This is a genomic window from Paraburkholderia sp. BCC1886, assembly GCF_900996245.1.
Taxonomy (GTDB): domain Bacteria; phylum Pseudomonadota; class Gammaproteobacteria; order Burkholderiales; family Burkholderiaceae; genus Paraburkholderia.
The window spans coordinates 155,508-173,061 of the sequence record NZ_CAAJGK010000034.1; the positions used below are offsets into that span (position 1 = coordinate 155,508).

At 62.2% G+C, this 17,554-nt stretch carries 16 protein-coding genes; 7 read left to right on the forward strand and 9 right to left on the reverse strand.

Translation table 11 applies throughout. The features are described from left to right. Positions 1 to 13: 13 nt before the first annotated feature. The 3 genes from FQ746_RS04545 to FQ746_RS04555 form a co-directional block, all read right to left on the reverse strand. Complete coding sequence (locus FQ746_RS04545; RefSeq protein WP_144107728.1) at positions 14 to 1,447, reverse strand: MFS transporter; 1,434 nt, start codon at positions 1,445 to 1,447, stop codon at positions 14 to 16. Positions 1,448 to 1,598: 151 nt separating this feature from the next. Beyond that, positions 1,599 to 1,949, reverse strand: a complete 351-nt coding sequence (locus tag FQ746_RS04550; protein WP_144107729.1) for a response regulator — start codon at positions 1,947 to 1,949, stop codon at positions 1,599 to 1,601. 6 nt (positions 1,950 to 1,955) lie between these two features. Continuing rightward, positions 1,956 to 3,431 carry an ATPase domain-containing protein gene (locus FQ746_RS04555; RefSeq protein WP_144107730.1) on the reverse strand — a complete coding sequence of 492 codons (1,476 nt, stop codon included), beginning with the start codon at positions 3,429 to 3,431 and terminating at the stop codon, positions 1,956 to 1,958. A 380-nt stretch (positions 3,432 to 3,811) separates the two neighbouring features. Between FQ746_RS04555 and FQ746_RS04560 the strand changes: the two genes are divergently transcribed. The 3 genes from FQ746_RS04560 (at position 3,812) to FQ746_RS04570 (ending at position 6,473) form a co-directional block, all read left to right on the forward strand. After that, positions 3,812 to 4,858 carry a phytoene/squalene synthase family protein gene (locus FQ746_RS04560; RefSeq protein WP_144107731.1) on the forward strand — a complete coding sequence of 349 codons (1,047 nt, stop codon included), beginning with the start codon at positions 3,812 to 3,814 and terminating at the stop codon, positions 4,856 to 4,858. Between the two features lie 95 nt (positions 4,859 to 4,953). Further along, complete coding sequence (locus FQ746_RS04565) at positions 4,954 to 6,108, forward strand: acyltransferase family protein (protein ID WP_144107732.1); 1,155 nt, start codon at positions 4,954 to 4,956, stop codon at positions 6,106 to 6,108. Positions 6,109 to 6,224: 116 nt separating this feature from the next. After that, positions 6,225 to 6,473, forward strand: a complete 249-nt coding sequence (locus tag FQ746_RS04570; RefSeq protein WP_144107733.1) for a hypothetical protein — start codon at positions 6,225 to 6,227, stop codon at positions 6,471 to 6,473. A gap of 192 nt (positions 6,474 to 6,665) precedes the next feature. Here FQ746_RS04570 and FQ746_RS04575 read toward each other — a convergent pair whose 3' ends face one another. Next, positions 6,666 to 6,983, reverse strand: coding sequence for a DUF4148 domain-containing protein (locus FQ746_RS04575; RefSeq protein WP_144107734.1), 318 nt, complete (start codon positions 6,981 to 6,983; stop codon positions 6,666 to 6,668). A 159-nt stretch (positions 6,984 to 7,142) separates the two neighbouring features. Next, positions 7,143 to 7,421 (reverse strand): transposase, encoded by a 279-nt coding sequence (locus FQ746_RS04580; RefSeq protein WP_144107735.1) that lies wholly within the window; start codon positions 7,419 to 7,421, stop codon positions 7,143 to 7,145. Positions 7,422 to 7,851: 430 nt separating this feature from the next. Between FQ746_RS04580 and FQ746_RS04585 the strand changes: the two genes are divergently transcribed. After that, complete coding sequence (locus FQ746_RS04585; RefSeq protein ID WP_144107736.1) at positions 7,852 to 8,754, forward strand: EAL domain-containing protein; 903 nt, start codon at positions 7,852 to 7,854, stop codon at positions 8,752 to 8,754. 80 nt (positions 8,755 to 8,834) lie between these two features. Here the strand turns inward: FQ746_RS04585 and FQ746_RS04590 are convergent, their stop codons facing one another. Together FQ746_RS04590 and FQ746_RS04595 are read right to left on the reverse strand one after the other, a co-directional pair. Then, positions 8,835 to 9,995, reverse strand: coding sequence for an iron-containing alcohol dehydrogenase (locus FQ746_RS04590; protein ID WP_144107776.1), 1,161 nt, complete (start codon positions 9,993 to 9,995; stop codon positions 8,835 to 8,837). Beyond that, on the reverse strand, positions 9,995 to 10,303 hold the full coding sequence (locus FQ746_RS04595; protein ID WP_144107737.1) for a putative quinol monooxygenase: 309 nt from the start codon (positions 10,301 to 10,303) through the stop codon (positions 9,995 to 9,997). The genes FQ746_RS04590 and FQ746_RS04595 overlap by 1 nt, the downstream gene beginning before the upstream one ends. A gap of 201 nt (positions 10,304 to 10,504) precedes the next feature. Between FQ746_RS04595 and FQ746_RS04600 the strand changes: the two genes are divergently transcribed. Both FQ746_RS04600 and FQ746_RS04605 read left to right on the forward strand, forming a co-directional pair. Beyond that, entirely contained in the window at positions 10,505 to 11,122 is a 618-nt protein-coding gene (locus tag FQ746_RS04600; RefSeq protein WP_144107738.1) for an RNA polymerase factor sigma-70, read from the forward strand. Positions 11,123 to 11,476: 354 nt separating this feature from the next. Further along, complete coding sequence (locus FQ746_RS04605; RefSeq protein ID WP_144107739.1) at positions 11,477 to 13,705, forward strand: NADP-dependent isocitrate dehydrogenase; 2,229 nt, start codon at positions 11,477 to 11,479, stop codon at positions 13,703 to 13,705. A gap of 163 nt (positions 13,706 to 13,868) precedes the next feature. On the opposite strand, the gene FQ746_RS04610 is transcribed toward FQ746_RS04605, so the two are convergent. Then, complete coding sequence (locus tag FQ746_RS04610) at positions 13,869 to 14,102, reverse strand: hypothetical protein (RefSeq protein ID WP_144107740.1); 234 nt, start codon at positions 14,100 to 14,102, stop codon at positions 13,869 to 13,871. Positions 14,103 to 14,583: 481 nt separating this feature from the next. On the opposite strand from FQ746_RS04610, the gene gudD reads away from it, so the two are divergent. Further along, entirely contained in the window at positions 14,584 to 15,933 is a 1,350-nt protein-coding gene (gene gudD / locus FQ746_RS04615) for a glucarate dehydratase (RefSeq protein ID WP_144107741.1), read from the forward strand. A gap of 46 nt (positions 15,934 to 15,979) precedes the next feature. Here gudD and FQ746_RS04620 read toward each other — a convergent pair whose 3' ends face one another. Next, complete coding sequence (locus FQ746_RS04620) at positions 15,980 to 17,488, reverse strand: MFS transporter (protein ID WP_144107742.1); 1,509 nt, start codon at positions 17,486 to 17,488, stop codon at positions 15,980 to 15,982. Between the last annotated feature and the right edge of the window lie 66 nt (positions 17,489 to 17,554).

The window sequence follows — 17,554 nt, forward strand, 5'->3', positions numbered from 1 at the left end:
CTAAAGGGAAAACTCAATGTGAAATTTCGTCGAGGTTGCGGTTGTTGGTACGCGGCCCGAAGAGGCCGATCGCGCCCATCACCATCACCATCGAGAAGCTGATTAACGCAAACACGCCGGTCACTTCGAAGTGCCGCAGCGCGAACGCGATCATGAAACCGGAGAACATCGCGGAGAGCCGCGAGACCGAATAGACGAGGCCGACGGCGCGTGCCCGCACGCGAGTCGGAAACAGTTCGGTCTGGTACGCGTGATAGCCCACGGAGAGCAGCGTGCCGCACAGCGTGATGAGCACGCCGAGCGTCATCAGCATCGCCGGCGAGGTTTGCGTCGCGAACAGGCTGCCGAATACGGCCATGCCGAGCGCGGACAACACGATCAGCGTCTTGCGTTCTATGCGGTCGGCGATGGCCATGCCGATCAACGGGCCGAACGGATTCGAGATCGCAATGACGAACGAATACATCAGGCTATGCGTGATGGTCACGCCCTTCGAGACCAGCAGTGTCGGCACCCACGAAGCAAAGCCGTAGAAGCCGATGGACTGGAACAGATTGAACACCAGCAACGTGATTGCGCGTTTGCGATACGGCGGCTGCCAGATTTCGCGGAACGCGGCCCTGGTCGTCGCCGGCTCGACGGTCGGCACGGGCGTGGGCAACGGTCGCCCGTATTGCGCTTCGACTTTCGCTTCCAGCGCCTGCAGCACCTGTTCGGCTTCGGCCGTGCGACCCTGTTGCGCGAGCCAGCGCGGGCTTTCCGGCACGCGGCGGCGAATCGCCCACACCACCAGCGCACCGAGCGCACCGATGATCACCACCCAGCGCCAGCCGTCCAGGCCAAACGGCGTCTGCGGCACGAGCCACCACGCGAACAGCGCAACGGCGGGCACGGCGGTGTACTGCACCAGGTGCACGAAAGCGAACGCGCGGCCTCGCAGATGCTTGGGCACCAGTTCGCTTACGTAAGTATCGATGGTCACGAGTTCGACACCCACGCCGATACCGGCGATCAGCCGCCACACGTTGATGGCGGGCGCCGTGCTTTGCAGCGCCATGATCAGCGTGGCGGCGGAGTACCACAGCAGCGAGACGGTGAACACGGTGCGGCGGCCGTAACGATCGGCGAGACCTGCAAGCAGGAACGTGCCGATGAACAAGCCTGCAAACGATGCCGCCACGAACGCGCCCAGACCCGACACGCCGAAGAACGACGCGGTCGTGGTCGCGTACAGACCGCTCTTGACGAGGCCGGGGCCGACATACGCAGTGAAGAACAGATCGTAGAACTCGAACCAGCCGCCGATGGACAGCAAAAACACCAGCACCCAGACGGCCCGGGTCGCCGGTAGACGGTCGATGCGCGCGTTGATGCCGGGCACGGGCGCCGGCGCTCCAGCGGTTGAATCGGTCGACGCGGAATGTGCGCCGACGGGCAGGCTCGCCATGAATCCTCCTTTCGTTGTCTCTTGTCTCGATCGTTCCGTTAGACAGAACGATGTTCTGTTTAATGAGTGTGGCGAGGATAGTCCCTGCGGGCGAGCCGGAGATATCAGGGTTTCTACTGAATCAGGGGAAAAGGCGGGACGGGTTTGCCGGTCAGCCGCCCATACGTTGCAGCATCTCGAGGAGGGAGTCGAACGACAGCGGCTTGCGCGCGTATTCGATGGTGGGATTGGGCTGTGCGGGAATGTCCGCCGCGGCGCTACACAGAATGATCGGAATGGGGCGCAGATCAGGGTCGTCGTAGAGCGCCGCGCACAGTTGCAAGCCCGACATGACCGGCATCATGCAGTCCGACACGATGATGTCCGGCCGCGTCTTGCGGATCTGGGTGAGCGCGGCTGCACCGTTGGACGCCGTCAGCACCGTATAGCCGTGCCGTTCCAGCAGCAGGCGCCACACGGTGAGTATGTCGAATTCGTCGTCCACGACCAGGATGGTTTTCATGGTCGCTCAGGCATTGCGTCGCGGCAGCAGCGTGGCCGACAGGCCGGGCGACGAATAAACGCTGGCAGGACTCGTCGGGCCGGCGATCACGTCGATGCCTTCGGACGAAATCACCAGCTCGCGCAACGAGGTGTCGTGCGCGCTTTCGCGTTGCTTCACCACGGAGATCATGCGGCGCAGACCGGTGTCGGTTTCCGCGTAGCGCAGCAGCACGAGGTTTTCGGTCAGTGCGGAAACCCGCACGCCTTTAGCGTGGCCGGGGTCGGCGTACAGCGGCAGTTCCTCGGTGAGCAGGGTGGTGACCGCCGCTTCGCGCAGTTGATGCAGCAGCGCGTTCAGGAACAGGCCGAAGCGTTCGGTGCGCAAGGCGGAATCGCGAAAGCCTTCCACACCGTCGATTACGATGCGCGTCGCGCCGATTTTCTTGACCGTGGCGAGCGCCCGGGCCGCCAGTTCGTCGACGGCAAGTTCGATGGCGGGTTGCCACTGAATCTGCAACTGGCCGCTTTCGAATGCTTCGGTGATGGCGATAGACACCGCTTCGGCCTTACCGACCAGCCGCTGCGGTCCTTCGTAAAAGCCCAGATACAGACAACGCTCGCCGCGCGCCACGCCGGCCGCGAGAAATTGCAGACACAGCAGCGTCTTGCCGGCACCCGACGGGCCGATCAGCGTGGTGGTCGAGCCTTGCGCGAAGCCGCCGCCGAGCAGGCCGTCCAGATGCGGCAGGCCGAAGCCGAGGCGGTTTTTCAGATCGACGGGACCGGGTTGCGAGGTGCCTTGCGATTCGAGGCGCGGGAACATCAACAGTCCGCTTTCGGCGATACGAAAGAAGTGTTTGCCCATCAGATGATTACGGGCGCGCATTTTGTGCACTTCGATTTCGCGGGCGCGGCGCATGCCGTCGCTATAGCGGTTCAGCTCGATCAGGCCGTCCACCAGCGTATGTTCCGGATGCGGCTCGTTGCCGGACAACGGTGCGAGCAGCAGGGTGGTGCAGTCCATGGCCGCGACCAGCGCATTGAGTTCGTGGATGAACTTGGAGAGCGACAGTTCGGTTTCGCTGAATTCGCGCGCGCTGCGAAAGCCGTCGATGATCATCAGGCTCGGGCGGTAGTCGTAGATGCTCGACGCGATCAGTTTGAGAAAGCCGTCGAGCCCGTCCTGCATCAGTTCGTGATAACCGGAGACGAACAGCATTTGCTGCGCGACCGCGTTTTCGTCGAAGAAGCTCAGGCCTTTAAGGTGCCCGAGCAGCTTGTCGTGCGATTCCGCGATCAAGGTCATGTACAGCACCCTGTCGCCCTGGCTTACACGATGAAAACCAATCTGGCTCGACAGAATCGTCTTGCCGGCGCCGGCCATGCCTTCCAGCAGATAGACGCCGCCGCGGACCAGACCTCCGCCCAGAATCTCGTCGAGACCGGGGACGCCCGTCTCCACGTTGGAGCGGGTAGACGTCTTAGTTTCGTGGATAGTCATTGTCGAAGTGTCGTTCATGATGCGGAGGAGCCGCGGCTTGCACGTGCATCGCACGCGTTTCATGCAGGTATCGCGCGGGGTGTCGGCTGCGGCGCAAGCTAACTGATTCAGCAATTCGCGTTCCCTGCTCGTGCTGTGCCGCCGCAAAAGCGAGAAAACCCCGGGATTCTATATGGCGCGGGGCCGCTTGGCGAACGGCGGCTCGGCAGGTCGTACGCGGCGCTCCTGCCCGTGCGGCGCGATTGAAGCGCTGATTTGAAAGAATCGGCATGCGCACGGCTTCGCGGCGCGGACGTATACAATTCGGCAGCCTTCGGTCTCCGTCCGCTTTCTGCCCGACTTTTGCCCGACCTTTGCCCCATTCCGACCTGATCCAACCCATGCCGACTTCGACCCGGGCCTTCCTGCTAGGCCCGCTCCTGAAAGGCGTTTCGCGCTCTTTTTATCTCACGCTGCGGGTGTTGCCGGCCGGCATGCGCGACCCCATCGGCCTTGCTTATCTGCTGGCGCGGGCGGCCGACACCATTGCCGATACGTCGCTGATTCCGCCCGCGCAGCGTCTGACGATGCTGATCGCGCTGCGCGACCAGGTGAACGGCACGGCGCACGACGACGCGCTATTCCAGCGGATGGCCGCCGAAGTGGCCGGGCAGCAGGAGCAATCCGACGAGAAGCTGCTGCTCGAATCGCTCGGTCCCGCGTTCGAGGTGCTCGCGCAACTGGACGAACCGGATCGCCAGGCGGTGCGCGGTATCGTCGCGACGCTGACCGAGGGGATGGAGTTCGACTTGCGCACGTTTCCCGATGAACGCTCCGGCCAGATCGCCGCGCTAGGCGAGTACGACGAGCTCGACCGCTACACGTATCTGGTCGCGGGCTGTGTCGGCGAATTCTGGACCACGATGACTTACGCGCACATGCCGGGCACGCTGAAGGAGCGGCCCGACACGATGGCGGCGCGCGGCGTGCGGTTCGGCAAAGCCTTGCAAATGACCAACGTCCTGCGCGATTGCGCGAAGGACTTGCGCATCGGCCGTTGCTATCTGCCGCAGACGATGCTGGCGCGCCACGGACTTAGTGCACAGGATCTCTTGTTGCCGGCCAACTCGCTTCGAGCGCGGCCTTTGCTGAACGAGTTGTTGCATAAAGCGCTCGAGCACTTCCGCGCGGCTCTGGACTACACGCTCGCGATTCCCGCGCTCTCGGTGCGCCTGCGTCTCGCGTGTCTCTGGCCGATCCTGATCGGCCTGGAGACGCTGCTACTGCTCGTCGATAACGAGGCGTGGCTCGATCCGCAACGTGTGTCGAAAGTGCGGCGTAACGACGTCTACCGGATCATCGCTTCGTCCTTGTTGCTGGTGCCTTCGAATGCGCTGGTGCGGCGCGCGATCGAAGAGCGGATTGCGCGTATCGAAGCACGTCTTTGATCGTCCCGCGCCCGTCCAGTGTGGGCGAGCGTACCGATAAAAAAGCCGGCGGGCCTTAGTTTGGCGGACAACCTCATTGTTCGATCCACACACTCATGGCGCCGACCGGCAAACCACATTGCGACACGCTGGACCTCGTCCGCGCTCTGGCGGCAGGCGCCGTTTGCATCAGTCATCTGCGCAACCTGATGTTCGTCGATTACCACGCGAGTGCCGGCATCGGTCTCGCGGGAAAGGCGTTCTATTTCGTCAGCAACTACGGACACACGGCGGTGATCGTGTTCTTTCTGCTGAGCGGCTATTTCGTCGGCGGCTCGGTGGTGCGGCAGGCGGAAGCGGGCACGTGGAGCTGGCAACGCTATCTGACCGAGCGTCTGTCGCGGCTGTGGGTCGTGATGATTCCGGCATTGCTGCTGACGTTGTTCTGGGACCGGTTGGGTATCGGTCTGGCCGGGCAGGGCGCCGCGTTTTATCTCGGCACCGAAGGCACGCTCGATCAGCAGAGCAATGTCGCGTTGCATCTGGGCCAGGCGACTTTCGCATGCAATCTGGTGTTTCTGCAGACGCTCACGTGCAATACGTACGGTTCCAACGGACCACTGTGGAGTCTCGCCAACGAATTCTGGTACTACCTGTGGTTTCCCGCGTGCTATCTGCTGCTGCGCTATGCACGTGGATTCGGCGCGATTGCCGCAGGCGTTTTCGCCCTGGTCACGATGGCGATGTTTCCGTCGTTGCTGGGCGGTTTCGGTTTATGGCTGCTCGGCGTGGTTCTGGTGTTGCTCGACCGGCGTTATCCGGCTCGGGCGCGCACGGGTTTGCCGTGGTTCAGTATCGCGAGCGGCGCGCTGTTTATTCTGGCGCTGGTCGTGTCGCGCTGGTTTCTGTGGAGTAACGACTGGGTGGTCGGTTTGCCGTGCTTCATATTCCTGCGTTGCGTTCTTTGGGAGAACGTGAGGTTGTCGCCGCGATTTTTATCGCGTGCCGCTGTGAATTTTTCGGGGTTCTCCTATTCGCTGTACCTCACGCACTTCTCGTTCATTCTGTTCGTCGCGGCAGTGGGATTCGGCCGGCGTATTCAGTTCGATGCGCGTGGCGCGTTGATTTGCGCCGGCATGCTGGTGCTCTGCTACGCGTATGCGTACGTGGTTTATCTGCTGTTCGAACGCAATACCAAGTGGCTGCAACGTACGATCCAGCAGTGGCGTCCGCTGCGGATCAAAACGAATATTGCTGCACCGCACCGTTGATTCGGACCGGGAAGTCACCGGGATTTAATCAGCATCAATGAATACCCTTTGATCGGGAAACCCCTAGGACATTGCTCGTACGGTTAGCAGTAGTCTCTTTTAAAAGGAGACTAACCATGAGACAAGTGTTCAATATTGCCGTGGTGTTGCTGCTTGGTTATCTGATGGCCGACCGGGCGTTGATGCGCGCGCAGGCCGGAGAAGTCGGGACGATCACGTGTCATCAAGGCGCGTCGATGGTCAAAGCCGATGCGCTGAAGAAAGGCTTCGGCAAGATCGGCGCTTTGAGTCAGAGCGAGAATTTCCTGTCGAGTTGCCTGATCACCGGACGGGGCGAGGTCGGCAATCTGGTCGCTCGCGATTGATTTGAATCGAACTGGATTTGAAAAAGCACCCGGACCACATGGGTCCGGGCGAAGTCATCGGGAGCCCGATGACGGAGGTATGGAATACGAACTGGCCCGCGATCGGAGTGACTCGGTCGCGGGCCAGTTCGTTTTGATTCTGCTTTGATCTTTGAATCTTTACGTGTGGTTCAACGCCCGCCAGGGCACTGATTAATTACCGAAGTACACCGACTTCGGGCCAGTAGCCTGCACTGCACGACCCGTTTCCGACGAGCCGCTCACCACGCCACCGTAGCTGGTGCTTACCGGTTGCGCCGTGCCATTTTTTGCATCGACACGCGCCTGGGCGGCTTGCAGATCGGCCGGGTAATACGGGTCGCTAACTGCCGGGTTATAACCGGCTTTTTCCAGTTGAACCAGTTGGGCGCGAACTTCTGCGCGAGTGACCGGCTGATTCGATTGAGCGAACGAAGCGACAGGAGCGGCCAGCACAGCAGCAATAGCAACGGCTTGAATGAGCGATTTCATGATAACTACCTCCGGTTCAGTTTTATTTCGCTGCAACCTGTGTTGTTTGCAGCGAGTGATTGCATTCTAGATTTGAGAACTGGAGAGAGTAATAGGCGCTTTGGGTAATGTTTATTACGGAATTTGTGATAATTAGACGCGCTGGTCGTCAGGTTCGATTCAGCAGGCAGACAACTCGGTGTCGCTGATCAGCAGACGCTCGAGCACCTGATCGAGCACACCGTTCTTTTTCCACGTGGTGAACCGCAAATAACACGTCTGCTGAGGCGGAAACGTGGCTGGAAGCCGATGCCACTTTTCGTTCTTCTGTTGCAGCCAGAGGATGGCGTTGAGAATGTCGCGGTCGCTTCGGCGGGGCCGGCCACGCGCGGCGTCGGTCTCAGGGAAGAGATTCTGGACGCGAGCCCAGTCTTCGTCGGAGAGAGGTAGGTCTAACATCGGCTGCCTTGAATTACTGATGGGGAAATTCGCAGTCGTTTTCTGCGGAGCGCGAATCGATACTAGAGAATCTTTATTGATCGGTCAAACGTTCTTGCCGGCCCATCCAATCGGCAAAAATTCCGCTTCCTATCGGACGTTTGTGGCTTGGTAATCAGGAACATCGGGTAACTGGAGCATGACGTAACGTGTGAGGAAACGCTACGTAACGCGTTCCGTCTGCGATTGGTTGACGGTAATTTCACGGGCCGGTTCGCAGGGCGACGCCTGAAGGTCGTAATTTGCAAAGGCTTACTGGGCGTGGCTTTGCGAGCGCTGAGCTGATTCAGTACCGGTTCGCAGTGACCGTTCGCCGCCACGTTTTACCTTTATTCCGCACAGTGGCACGACCTGTGCTTCCGTCTAGGCGGTTACTGGACAGGCCGCCATTATGCATACGCTCGATCACGTTATTCCCCTTCCGTTCGCCAGCCATTTTTCGGCGCGTGCGCTTGCCGTCGCAGCTGAAAACGACGCGGATAATCCGCGCGCTGCATCCGACGAACTGAGCGATCTGGAAAGTCGCGTATGTGAAGGCTTGCGGTCCGGAGAGTTTCACCTTGTGTTTCAGGGCGCTTATCAAGCGACCGGCGACGCAGCCAGCAGCGCACTTGCCCGCCTCGAAGCGCAGGTGCGCTGGGTGCATCCGGATTACGGTCTGCTGCTGCCGGGCGCGTTCATGATGCCGCTCGAGCATCCGCAGGTGGCGCTTGAAATGGCGACCTTCGTCGTGGACAGCGTGTGTCACGAACTGCGCGCGTGCCTCGCCGCACAACTCCCCGTCCAGCCCGTCGCGATCAACGTGCCGGCGCAGGTCGCCGTGCTCGAGGGCTTCGCCGATCATGTCGAACTTGCGACGAAAACGCATGGCGTGCCGCCCGAATTGCTGCACATCGAGGTCGCCGACAGCGCGGACGCAGCGAAGCTGCTCGGTCTGCACAGTCTGACTGCGGGGCTGCGCGATCTGGGCGTCGGCATCTCGCTGGGCAAATGGGGCAACGGCGCGTCGTCGCTGGCTGCGCTCGGCACACTCGACGTCGACACGGTCACTATCGCGCCCGAACTGATGGCCAAAGTCCCGCGCGACAAACGCGCCGCTGTGGTCATGGCCGGCTTGATCGGTCTGCTGCAGGCGCTGGAAGTGCGTGTGGTGGTGGGCGGAGTCGACTCCGATGCTCAGCGGCAATGGTTGAGCGGCTGGCCGGACGTGCTGGTCCAAGGTCGGCTGTTTGGCCGAGCGCAGGCCGATCTGGCGACCATCATGGCGACGCAGCGCGAGATCGCGGCGGGTTGAGATCGACACGCGCCCGGCGCATTGGATTTAAATGGACCGACCCAGCTGGCCGCATCGACGGCAGGCCGGGTTCCCTCCCTCTAGAACGCGGCGGTATAAATCGCCAGCGCATCGGCCTCGGTGACGGGCCGCGGATTGTTCACCAGTAAGCGGGTTTGCAGCATCGCGTCGCTCGCCATCCGCTCGAGCCCGTCGCGCACTATGCCGACGTCGCGCAACGTCGCGGGAATCGCCGTCGCGACAATCATCTGCTCCAGCCGGTCGATCAGCGCCTGCGTCCTGCTTTGCGCGCTGCCGGTCACACCCGGCACCATGACGTCGGCGAGTTCGGCATACAGCGGCGCGGCCGCTTCGGCATTGAAGCGCAACACATGTGGCAGCACCAACGCGTTCGAAAGACCGTGCGGCACGTGATAAATCCCGCCGATCGGATAAGCCAGCGCATGCACCGCGGCCACCGGCGAATTGGCGAACGCCTGGCCGGCGAACGTCGCACCCACCAGCATCGCCTCGCGGGCGGCGCGATCCTGACCGTTCTCGCAAGCCGGCAGTAAATTGCGCGATAGCAGTTCGAGCGCTTTGAGCGCCAGCATGTCCGACACCGGATTTTTCAGATGTGCCGACGTGTAAGCCTCGATCGCATGCACCATCGCGTCGATGCCCGTGGCCGCCGTCGCCGCGGCGGGCAGGCCGAGCGTGAGTTCGGCGTCGAGCACGGCCAGATCGGCGATCAACTGTGGCGCAACCACGCCTATCTTTTTCGCTTCGCCGACCGTCACAATCGACACGGCCGTCACTTCCGAACCCGTTCCGGCGGTGGTCGGCATCTGCACGAGCGGCAAACGCTGCACGTTGATTTTGTTCACGCCATACATGTCGGCGAGCGGCTGTTCCTGCTGCGGCGCCAGCACGGCAATGAGCTTGGCGACATCCATCGACGAACCGCCGCCCAGGCCCAGCACGATTTGCGCGTCGGCGGCGCGCGCCCGGGTGGTCGCTTCCAGCACGATGTGCTCGGGCGGATCCGCGATGACGTCGTCGATCACGGTCGCCGTCCAGCCGTGCGCCGCAAGATCGGCGAGCGCCGGATTCAGCAAGCCGCTTTTGTGCAGGAAGCCGTCGGTAACGACACAAAGACGCGTGAGCGAAGGAAATTGCGCCCGCAGCAAAGCGCCCAGCCGACGCGCCGCGCCGAACTCGACCACCAGTGTAGGGACGGTCTGGAAGCGAAAGGCGTTCATCATGTCGGCGTGCCCTCGACCATGTGACTGGAAACTTCGCGCCGATCCAGCAACGGGATGATCGTGCCGAACCCGAGTCGCTGGAAATGCTCGGTTTCGCGATGATCGGCGAGGCCGCTGGCGTCGACATACTGCTCGAGAATCACGATATGGTCGGGGTCGAGCGGCGAGCGGAAAAATTCGTAGTAGAGGTTTTTGGGTTCGGTGCGGGTCGCTGCGGCAAGCTCGGTGAGCGACTCGACAATTGCGTCGCCGTTGCCCGGCTTGGCGAAATAGTGCGCGATTACCTGCAGATAGGCTTCAGCCATCGATGACTCCACGGAAAAGGGCGCCGACGGGCGGCGGTCAGAGCTTGTCTAGCCGTCTGTTGTACCAGATTCGGGCTGGTTCGCCCGGCGCCAGCTATGCTGCGCCGCACCGAAACAGGCCTGGTCCTTGTCATTATTGAGAATCATTCGCGTTTACGTTAGATTGGCATTTTGTTCTTTCGACGAAAACGGAGTGAATCGATGGCTGAAGTGCTCGCGCCGCCCGGGACCTCGACGCCGTCCGGTCGACGCACGGTCGACTGGTCGAACGGCGCCTTGCTGGAAGTATGGATTGCCAACCGGCCGATGCTCGTGGAACTGGCCGTCGGCATAGTCGGCTGCGCCGGACTGGCCGAAGACGTCGTTCACGACGTTTTCATGAAGCTGCTCGATTTTCCGGCGCAGGACGCCGTGCGTCAGCCGGTAGCCTATGTAACGCGCATCGTGCGCAATGCGTCGATGGATGCCTTGCATCGACAGCGGGACGAAAGTGCGGCGCACACCGGGCATGCCGATAACACCAGCGGCGGAGCGCCGCACGCCGCCGTCGGGGTGGCCGCCCCGGAAAACTCGCCCGAAGCGGCGCTGCTCGCCCGCGATACGCTGCGGCACGTCTACCGTGCGCTCGAACAACTCCCGCCGCGCAACCGGGCCGCTTTCGAAATGGTGCGGCTGCGCGAGGAGACGCTGCAAAGCACGGCCCGCGCGCTCGCGGTCTCGCAGACGCTGGTTCACTGCATGGTGCGCGATGCCGAGCAGCATTGCGTTGCCGCCTGTCTCGCCGCCGATTCCGGCAATTTCGGGACTAACGGACGCTGATCTCGGCCCCGCCGTTTTGTGGGCGACCGGCGGTCGACCGAAAGCTCGAGGGCGTAAAGTCCACCATGTAAGTCATCTATAAGACATCTGTCTTAAGGCCAGGTTGATATAGCTCGAAGCCTTGTCTGGCGGGGCTCGACCCCTTTGGTGGCGTTCCGGGGATATGTTTGTTTAGCCACGCCGGGAGGAAAACGCGCATATACTCACGGTCGGGCCGTAAAAAGTAGGGCCGTGGATCGCACCGCGTTTTGCTGAAGGGTCGTCAGGCGTGTTCAAGCCGGCGTCATCCCGCAATTCACGGGCTTAGCGCCACGCACGCTCTGTCTATCACTTCTCCTCGCAAAGCATCAACACATGTCCACACCGCCGAAGATCATCTACACCCTGACCGACGAAGCTCCCGCATTGGCGACCTATTCGCTGCTGCCGATCGTCAAGGCGTTCACGCGCTCGTCCGACGTGATCGTCGAAACGCGCGATATCTCGCTTGCTGGCCGGATCATCGCTGCATTTCCGGATTTCCTGACCGCGGAACAGAAGGGTTCCGACGATCTGGCGGAGCTGGGTGGACTCACCACGCGTCCGGAAGCCAACATCATCAAGCTGCCGAACATCAGCGCTTCGGTGCCGCAACTGAAGGCCGCGATCGCCGAACTGCGCGATCAGGGCTACAAACTCCCGGCCTACCCGGACGAAGCGAAGACCGACGCCGACAAGGACGTCAAGGCTCGCTACGACAAGATCAAGGGCAGCGCGGTCAACCCGGTGCTGCGCGAAGGCAACTCGGACCGCCGCGCACCGTTGTCGGTCAAGAACTACGCGCGCAAGCATCCGCACAAGATGGGCAAGTGGTCGGCCGACTCGAAGTCGCACGTGTCGCACATGAGCAGTGGCGATTTCTACGGTAGCGAAAAGTCGGCGCTGATCGCCGCGGCGGGCACTGTAAAGATCGAACTGACGGCCGCCGACGGCGCGAAGACGGTTCTGAAAGAAAAAACGGTCGTGCAGGCCGGCGAGATCATCGACGCGTCGGTACTGTCGAAGAACGCGCTGCGCAGCTTCATCGAAGCGGAAATCGCGGACGCGAAAGCCAAGGGCGTGCTGTTCTCGGTGCACCTGAAAGCCACCATGATGAAGGTGTCCGATCCGATCATCTTCGGTCACGTGGTGTCGGTGTTCTACAAGGACGTTCTGACGAAGCACGCGGCTGCGCTCGCGCAAGCCGGCTTCAACCCGAACAACGGTATCGGCGACCTGTACGCTCGCCTGAAAGATCTGCCGGCCGACACGCGTGAAGCGATCGAAGCCGACATCAAGGCGCAATACGAACAGCGTCCGCAACTGGCCATGGTCAATTCGGACAAGGGCATTACCAGCCTGCACGTGCCGAGCGACGTGATCGTCGACGCGTCCATGCCGGCCATGATCCGCGAGTCGGGCAAGATGTGGGGCGCCGACGGCGGCCTGCACGACGCCAAGGCCGTGATCCCCGACCGCTGCTATGCGGACGTGTACCAGGCCGTGATCGAAGACTGCAAGCTGCATGGCGCGTTCGACCCGGTCACGATGGGCACGGTGCCGAACGTCGGCCTGATGGCGCAAGCCGCCGAAGAATACGGCTCGCACGACAAGACGTTCCAGATTCCGGCCAACGGCGTAGTGCGCGTGACGGACGCAGCCGGCACGGTGCTGATCGAACAACAAGTGGAAGCCGGCGACATCTGGCGCATGTGCCAGACCAAGGACGCGCCGGTGCAGGACTGGGTGAAGCTCGCGGTCAACCGCGCTCGCGCCACCGGCACGCCGGCCGTGTTCTGGCTGGACGCCGCCCGTGCGCACGACGCGCAGATCATCAGGAAGGTCGAGCAATACCTGAAGGACCACGACACCAGCGGTCTCGACATCCGCATTCTGACGCCGGTCGAAGCAACGAAGTTCTCGCTGGAACGCATCCGCGCAGGCAAGGACACCATCTCGGTCACCGGCAACGTGCTGCGCGACTACCTGACCGACCTGTTCCCGATCATGGAACTGGGCACCAGCGCGAAGATGCTCTCCATCGTCCCGCTGATGGAAGGCGGCGGTCTGTTCGAAACGGGTGCCGGCGGTTCGGCGCCGAAGCACGTTCAGCAACTGGTCGAAGAAGGCTTCCTGCGTTGGGACTCGCTTGGCGAATTCCTGGCGTTGGCCGCGTCGCTCGAGCATCTGAGCAATGCGTATCACAACCCGAAAGCGCAGGTTCTGGCCAAAACGCTGGATCAGGCAACGGGCAAGTTCCTCGACAACGACAAGTCGCCGGCGCGTAAGGTGGGTGGTCTCGATAACCGCGGCAGCCACTTCTACCTCGCGCTGTACTGGGCCGAAGCACTGGCCGCGCAAACGGAAGACGCTGCGCTGCAGGCGCAGTTCGCCGGCGTCGCGAAGGCGATGGCCGACAACGAAGCGAAGATTCTGGAAGAGCTGAAGGCAGCGCAGGGCAAGCATGTCGAGATCGGCGGTTACTACCGTCCGGATACCGGCCTGACGAGCCAGGCCATGCGCCCGAGCGCGACGCTGAATCAGATCGTGGATGCGATTGCTTAAGGTTCCGTCCGGCATGTGAACGAGCGCGGCGAGCAGATTGGCTGCCCAGTTCGCAAAACAGACGGTAAGTACGACGATGGCGCCTTCGGGCGCCATCGTCGTTTCTACTTCCGGGTCTGCTGCGTGCATGCGGTCTATCACCCTTCGTCGTCACCGTCCCACGTTAAACGTGGACGATTTCCCAGTCGCTGAGTTGCTCGGGCACGTCGAGCATCGACGTATCGGTTTCGGACAGATGCGGGCAGTTCAGGCTGAGTCCGCGCGCCACTTCGTCAGCCGCTTGCTGCGGGCTGGAAAACTCGCCGAGTGTCTCGTTGCCGTAGGTGGCTGCCCAGCCATCCTCGCCCGGCAAGATGTAGAAAGCACCCTGAGTCGAACCGTATCGAAAGCCTTTCATTTTGAGTCTCCCAATTACCATTTAAAAACCGCGGTGCCGGGAGGCTTCGTTTTGCACACTCTGAAGCGCCGGCTCTTGTAAAAGAGTCTACGTCAGCGCCTGGTCGCGAAAAGCGCTGTTAGATGCTTCTTTCGAAGTTAATTTCTCTTTTAAAAACAACATCTTATAATTTTAATTTTGCGATGTGGAACGAGTCACGGCATTGCGAAATAACGGATTTGTGCCACGCACCATGATTTTTTACGAGGCGCGCGTTCATTGCACATCGTGAAATTTGAAGGGGTTGGCGGCCGTGCGGATGTTGGGCCGGTTCGCAGGAATGAATGTTGGCATGACGGCAAGCGATGGGCGTTATACGACGTCTTATCTATTGCAAGCGCTTTTTGGGCAAGAACCGCAGGGTAATTCCGGGTGGGCGACCTTCTTTGCGCTTATAAAATGTCGTCAGACAACTTATCTCAACGAAGATCGGATTTTCCAAATGCCCAGTCCCGCCGTCCCGCCCAGCGCCATGCCTGTCGTCACCGAATTGCGCGTTGTTCCCGTCGCGGGTCGCGACAGCATGTTGCTGAACCTGAGCGGCGCCCACGGCCCGTTCTTCACCCGCAACGTCGTGATTATGCGCGATAGCGCCGGCCATACCGGCGTCGGCGAAGTGCCGGGCGGCGAGAGCATCCGCCAGACTATCGACGACGCCCGGCCGCTCGTGGTCGGCCAGTCGATCGGCAATCTGCACGCCATCCTGAACCAGGCGCGCACGGCTTTTGCCGACCGCGACGCCGGCGGCCGCGGGCTGCAGACCTTCGACCTGCGCACGACCATCCACGCCGTGACCGCGCTGGAATCCGCGCTACTCGATCTGCTCGGGCAGCATCTGAACGTGCCCGTCGCGGCGCTGCTCGGAGAAGGTCAGCAACGCGACGAAGTGGCGATGCTCGGCTACCTGTTCTATGTCGGCGACCGCAACGCTACCGATCTGCCGTACGCCAGCGGCGCGGAAGGCCACGACGACTGGGACCGCCTGCGCACGGAGAAGGCGCTGACGCCCGAGGCCGTCGTCCGTCTCGCCGAGGCCGCGCAGGCGCGCTACGGCTTTAACGACTTCAAGCTCAAGGGCGGCGTGCTGGCGGGCGACGCCGAGATCGAGGCCGTCACGGCGCTGGCCGAACGTTTCCCCGACGCGCGCATCACGCTCGATCCGAACGGCGCCTGGTCGCTCGCGGAAGCGGTGCGTCTGTGCCGCGACCAGCACGACGTGCTCGCCTACGCGGAAGACCCGTGCGGCGCGGAAAACGGCTACTCCGGTCGCGAGGTAATGGCCGAGTTTCGACGCGCGACCGGCCTGCCGACGGCGACCAACATGATCGCGACCGACTGGCGGCAGATGGGTCACGCCATCCAGTTGCAGGCCGTCGATATCCCGCTGGCCGATCCGCACTTCTGGACCATGCAGGGGTCGGTGCGGGTCGCGCAGATGTGTCACGACTGGGGGCTCACGTGGGGCTCGCATTCGAACAACCACTTCGACATTTCGCTGGCGATGTTCACGCAAGTCGCAGCCGCCGCGCCCGGCAAAATCACCGCGATCGACACGCACTGGATCTGGCAGGACGGCCAGCGTCTGACCCGCGATCCGTTGCAGATCGTCGGCGGCAAAGTGAAGGTACCGCAGGCCGCGGGTCTCGGCGTGGAACTGGATTGGGACGAACTGGAGAAAGCGCACGCGCTGTACCGGCAGCACGGGCTGGGCGCGCGCGACGACGGCGCGGCGATGCAGTATCTGATTCCGGACTGGAAGTTCGATAACAAGCGGCCGTGTCTCGTGCGCTAGTCCCGCTTCCAGTCCGCTCCGCGCAGGCGCAGGCTCAAGCTCAAGCTCAGCTGCGGCGGAACACCACGTGTGAAATCCGCTGCACCAGCAACGCGGCGACCAGTGCCGCGACCGCCGTCAACCACACGCCGATGTGAATCGACTGCACCAGCGCGTCGCGCGCCGTGTCGATCAACGCGGCGGTATTGAGCCCGGTCGCTTTCATATCGGCGATCAGCTTGAGCCGCGCCGCCTCGTCGATCAGAATCTGCATATCGACGAAGCGCGGCCGCCATTGCGACGCCGCCGGTTCGCCGACTACGCTCATGGTCCGCGTGACCACGTCGCGGTAGTGATGCTGCACGACCGTTGCCACGATGCTCGTGCCGAGCATGCCGCCCACCATGCGGGTGGACTGCAGCAGCGCCGTCGTGATGCCGAACCGTTCGCGTCCCGCAATCTCCTGACCGAACACATTCAGATTGTTGAGAATGAATCCCAGGCCGATACCGACTGCGCCCATCGGCAATTCGATCCACAGCGTGGGCGTGCCCGGATTGGCGAACGCCAGCGCGATCGACGCGCACAGCAGCAGCGCAAAACCGATCGAGAGAATGCGCGTGGGCTTTTTCAGGTGAATCACGATGCGCGTGTTCACCACGCTGCCGAGCGCGATACACGCGGCGATGGGCGTCGCCAGCAGACCGGCCTGTTGCGGCGACAGACCGAAGCCGCCCTGCAGCAGCAAGGGCGCGAAGAAAATCAGCGAGAACATCACGAAGCCCGACAGAAAGCCGAGCGTGAATAGCGTGACGAGTTGCGAGTCCTTGAACAGGTCGAGCGGAATCATCGGGTGAGTCGCGCGTTTTTCGCAGATCAGCAACGCGACCGCGCCTGCCACCACGCAGACCGCGAGCACCAGATTGCCGGCGCTCAGACCGCTCTTCGGCACCGCTTCGATCAGGGTCTGCAAAGAACCGAGCACCGCGGCGACCAGAAACGCCCCGAGCCAGTCGATCTTGATCTCGCCTTGCTGCGGCCGCCTGAAAGTCGGCAGATGCACCCACACGAAGTAGAGCGCCGCCGCGCCCACCGGCAGATTGATCAGGAAGGTGGAGCGCCAGCCCCAGTGTTCGCTCATCCAGCCGCCGAGCGACGGACCGGCCGCCGTGCCGATACCGTAGGCGGCGGCGAGTATTACCTGCCAGCGAACCCGGGTCCGCGCGTCGGGAAAGAGGTCTGGGATCGAAGCGAACGCGGTGCCGACCATCATGCCGCCGCCGACCCCTTGCAGGCCCCGCGCGATGACGAGAAGCAGCATGTCGTTGGCCAGACCGCAGAGCACGGAGGCGACCGTGAAGGTGATGACCGCGGCGATCACGAAGCGCTTGCGGCCGAAGTAGTCGCCGAGCCGCCCGAACACCGGCACCGTGACCACCGACGCCAGCAGATACGCGCTCGCGATCCATGCGTAGTACTCGAAGCCGTGCAGTTCCGCGACGATCGAAGGCAGCGCGGTGCTGACGACGGTCTGATCCAGCGCGACCAGCATGTTGACGAGACCGATGCCGAGCATCGCGAAGAGGGCGTTTCGGAAAGGCAGGGAGGCGGAGGCGGTCGAATTCACGGGCTTGGGAATGAG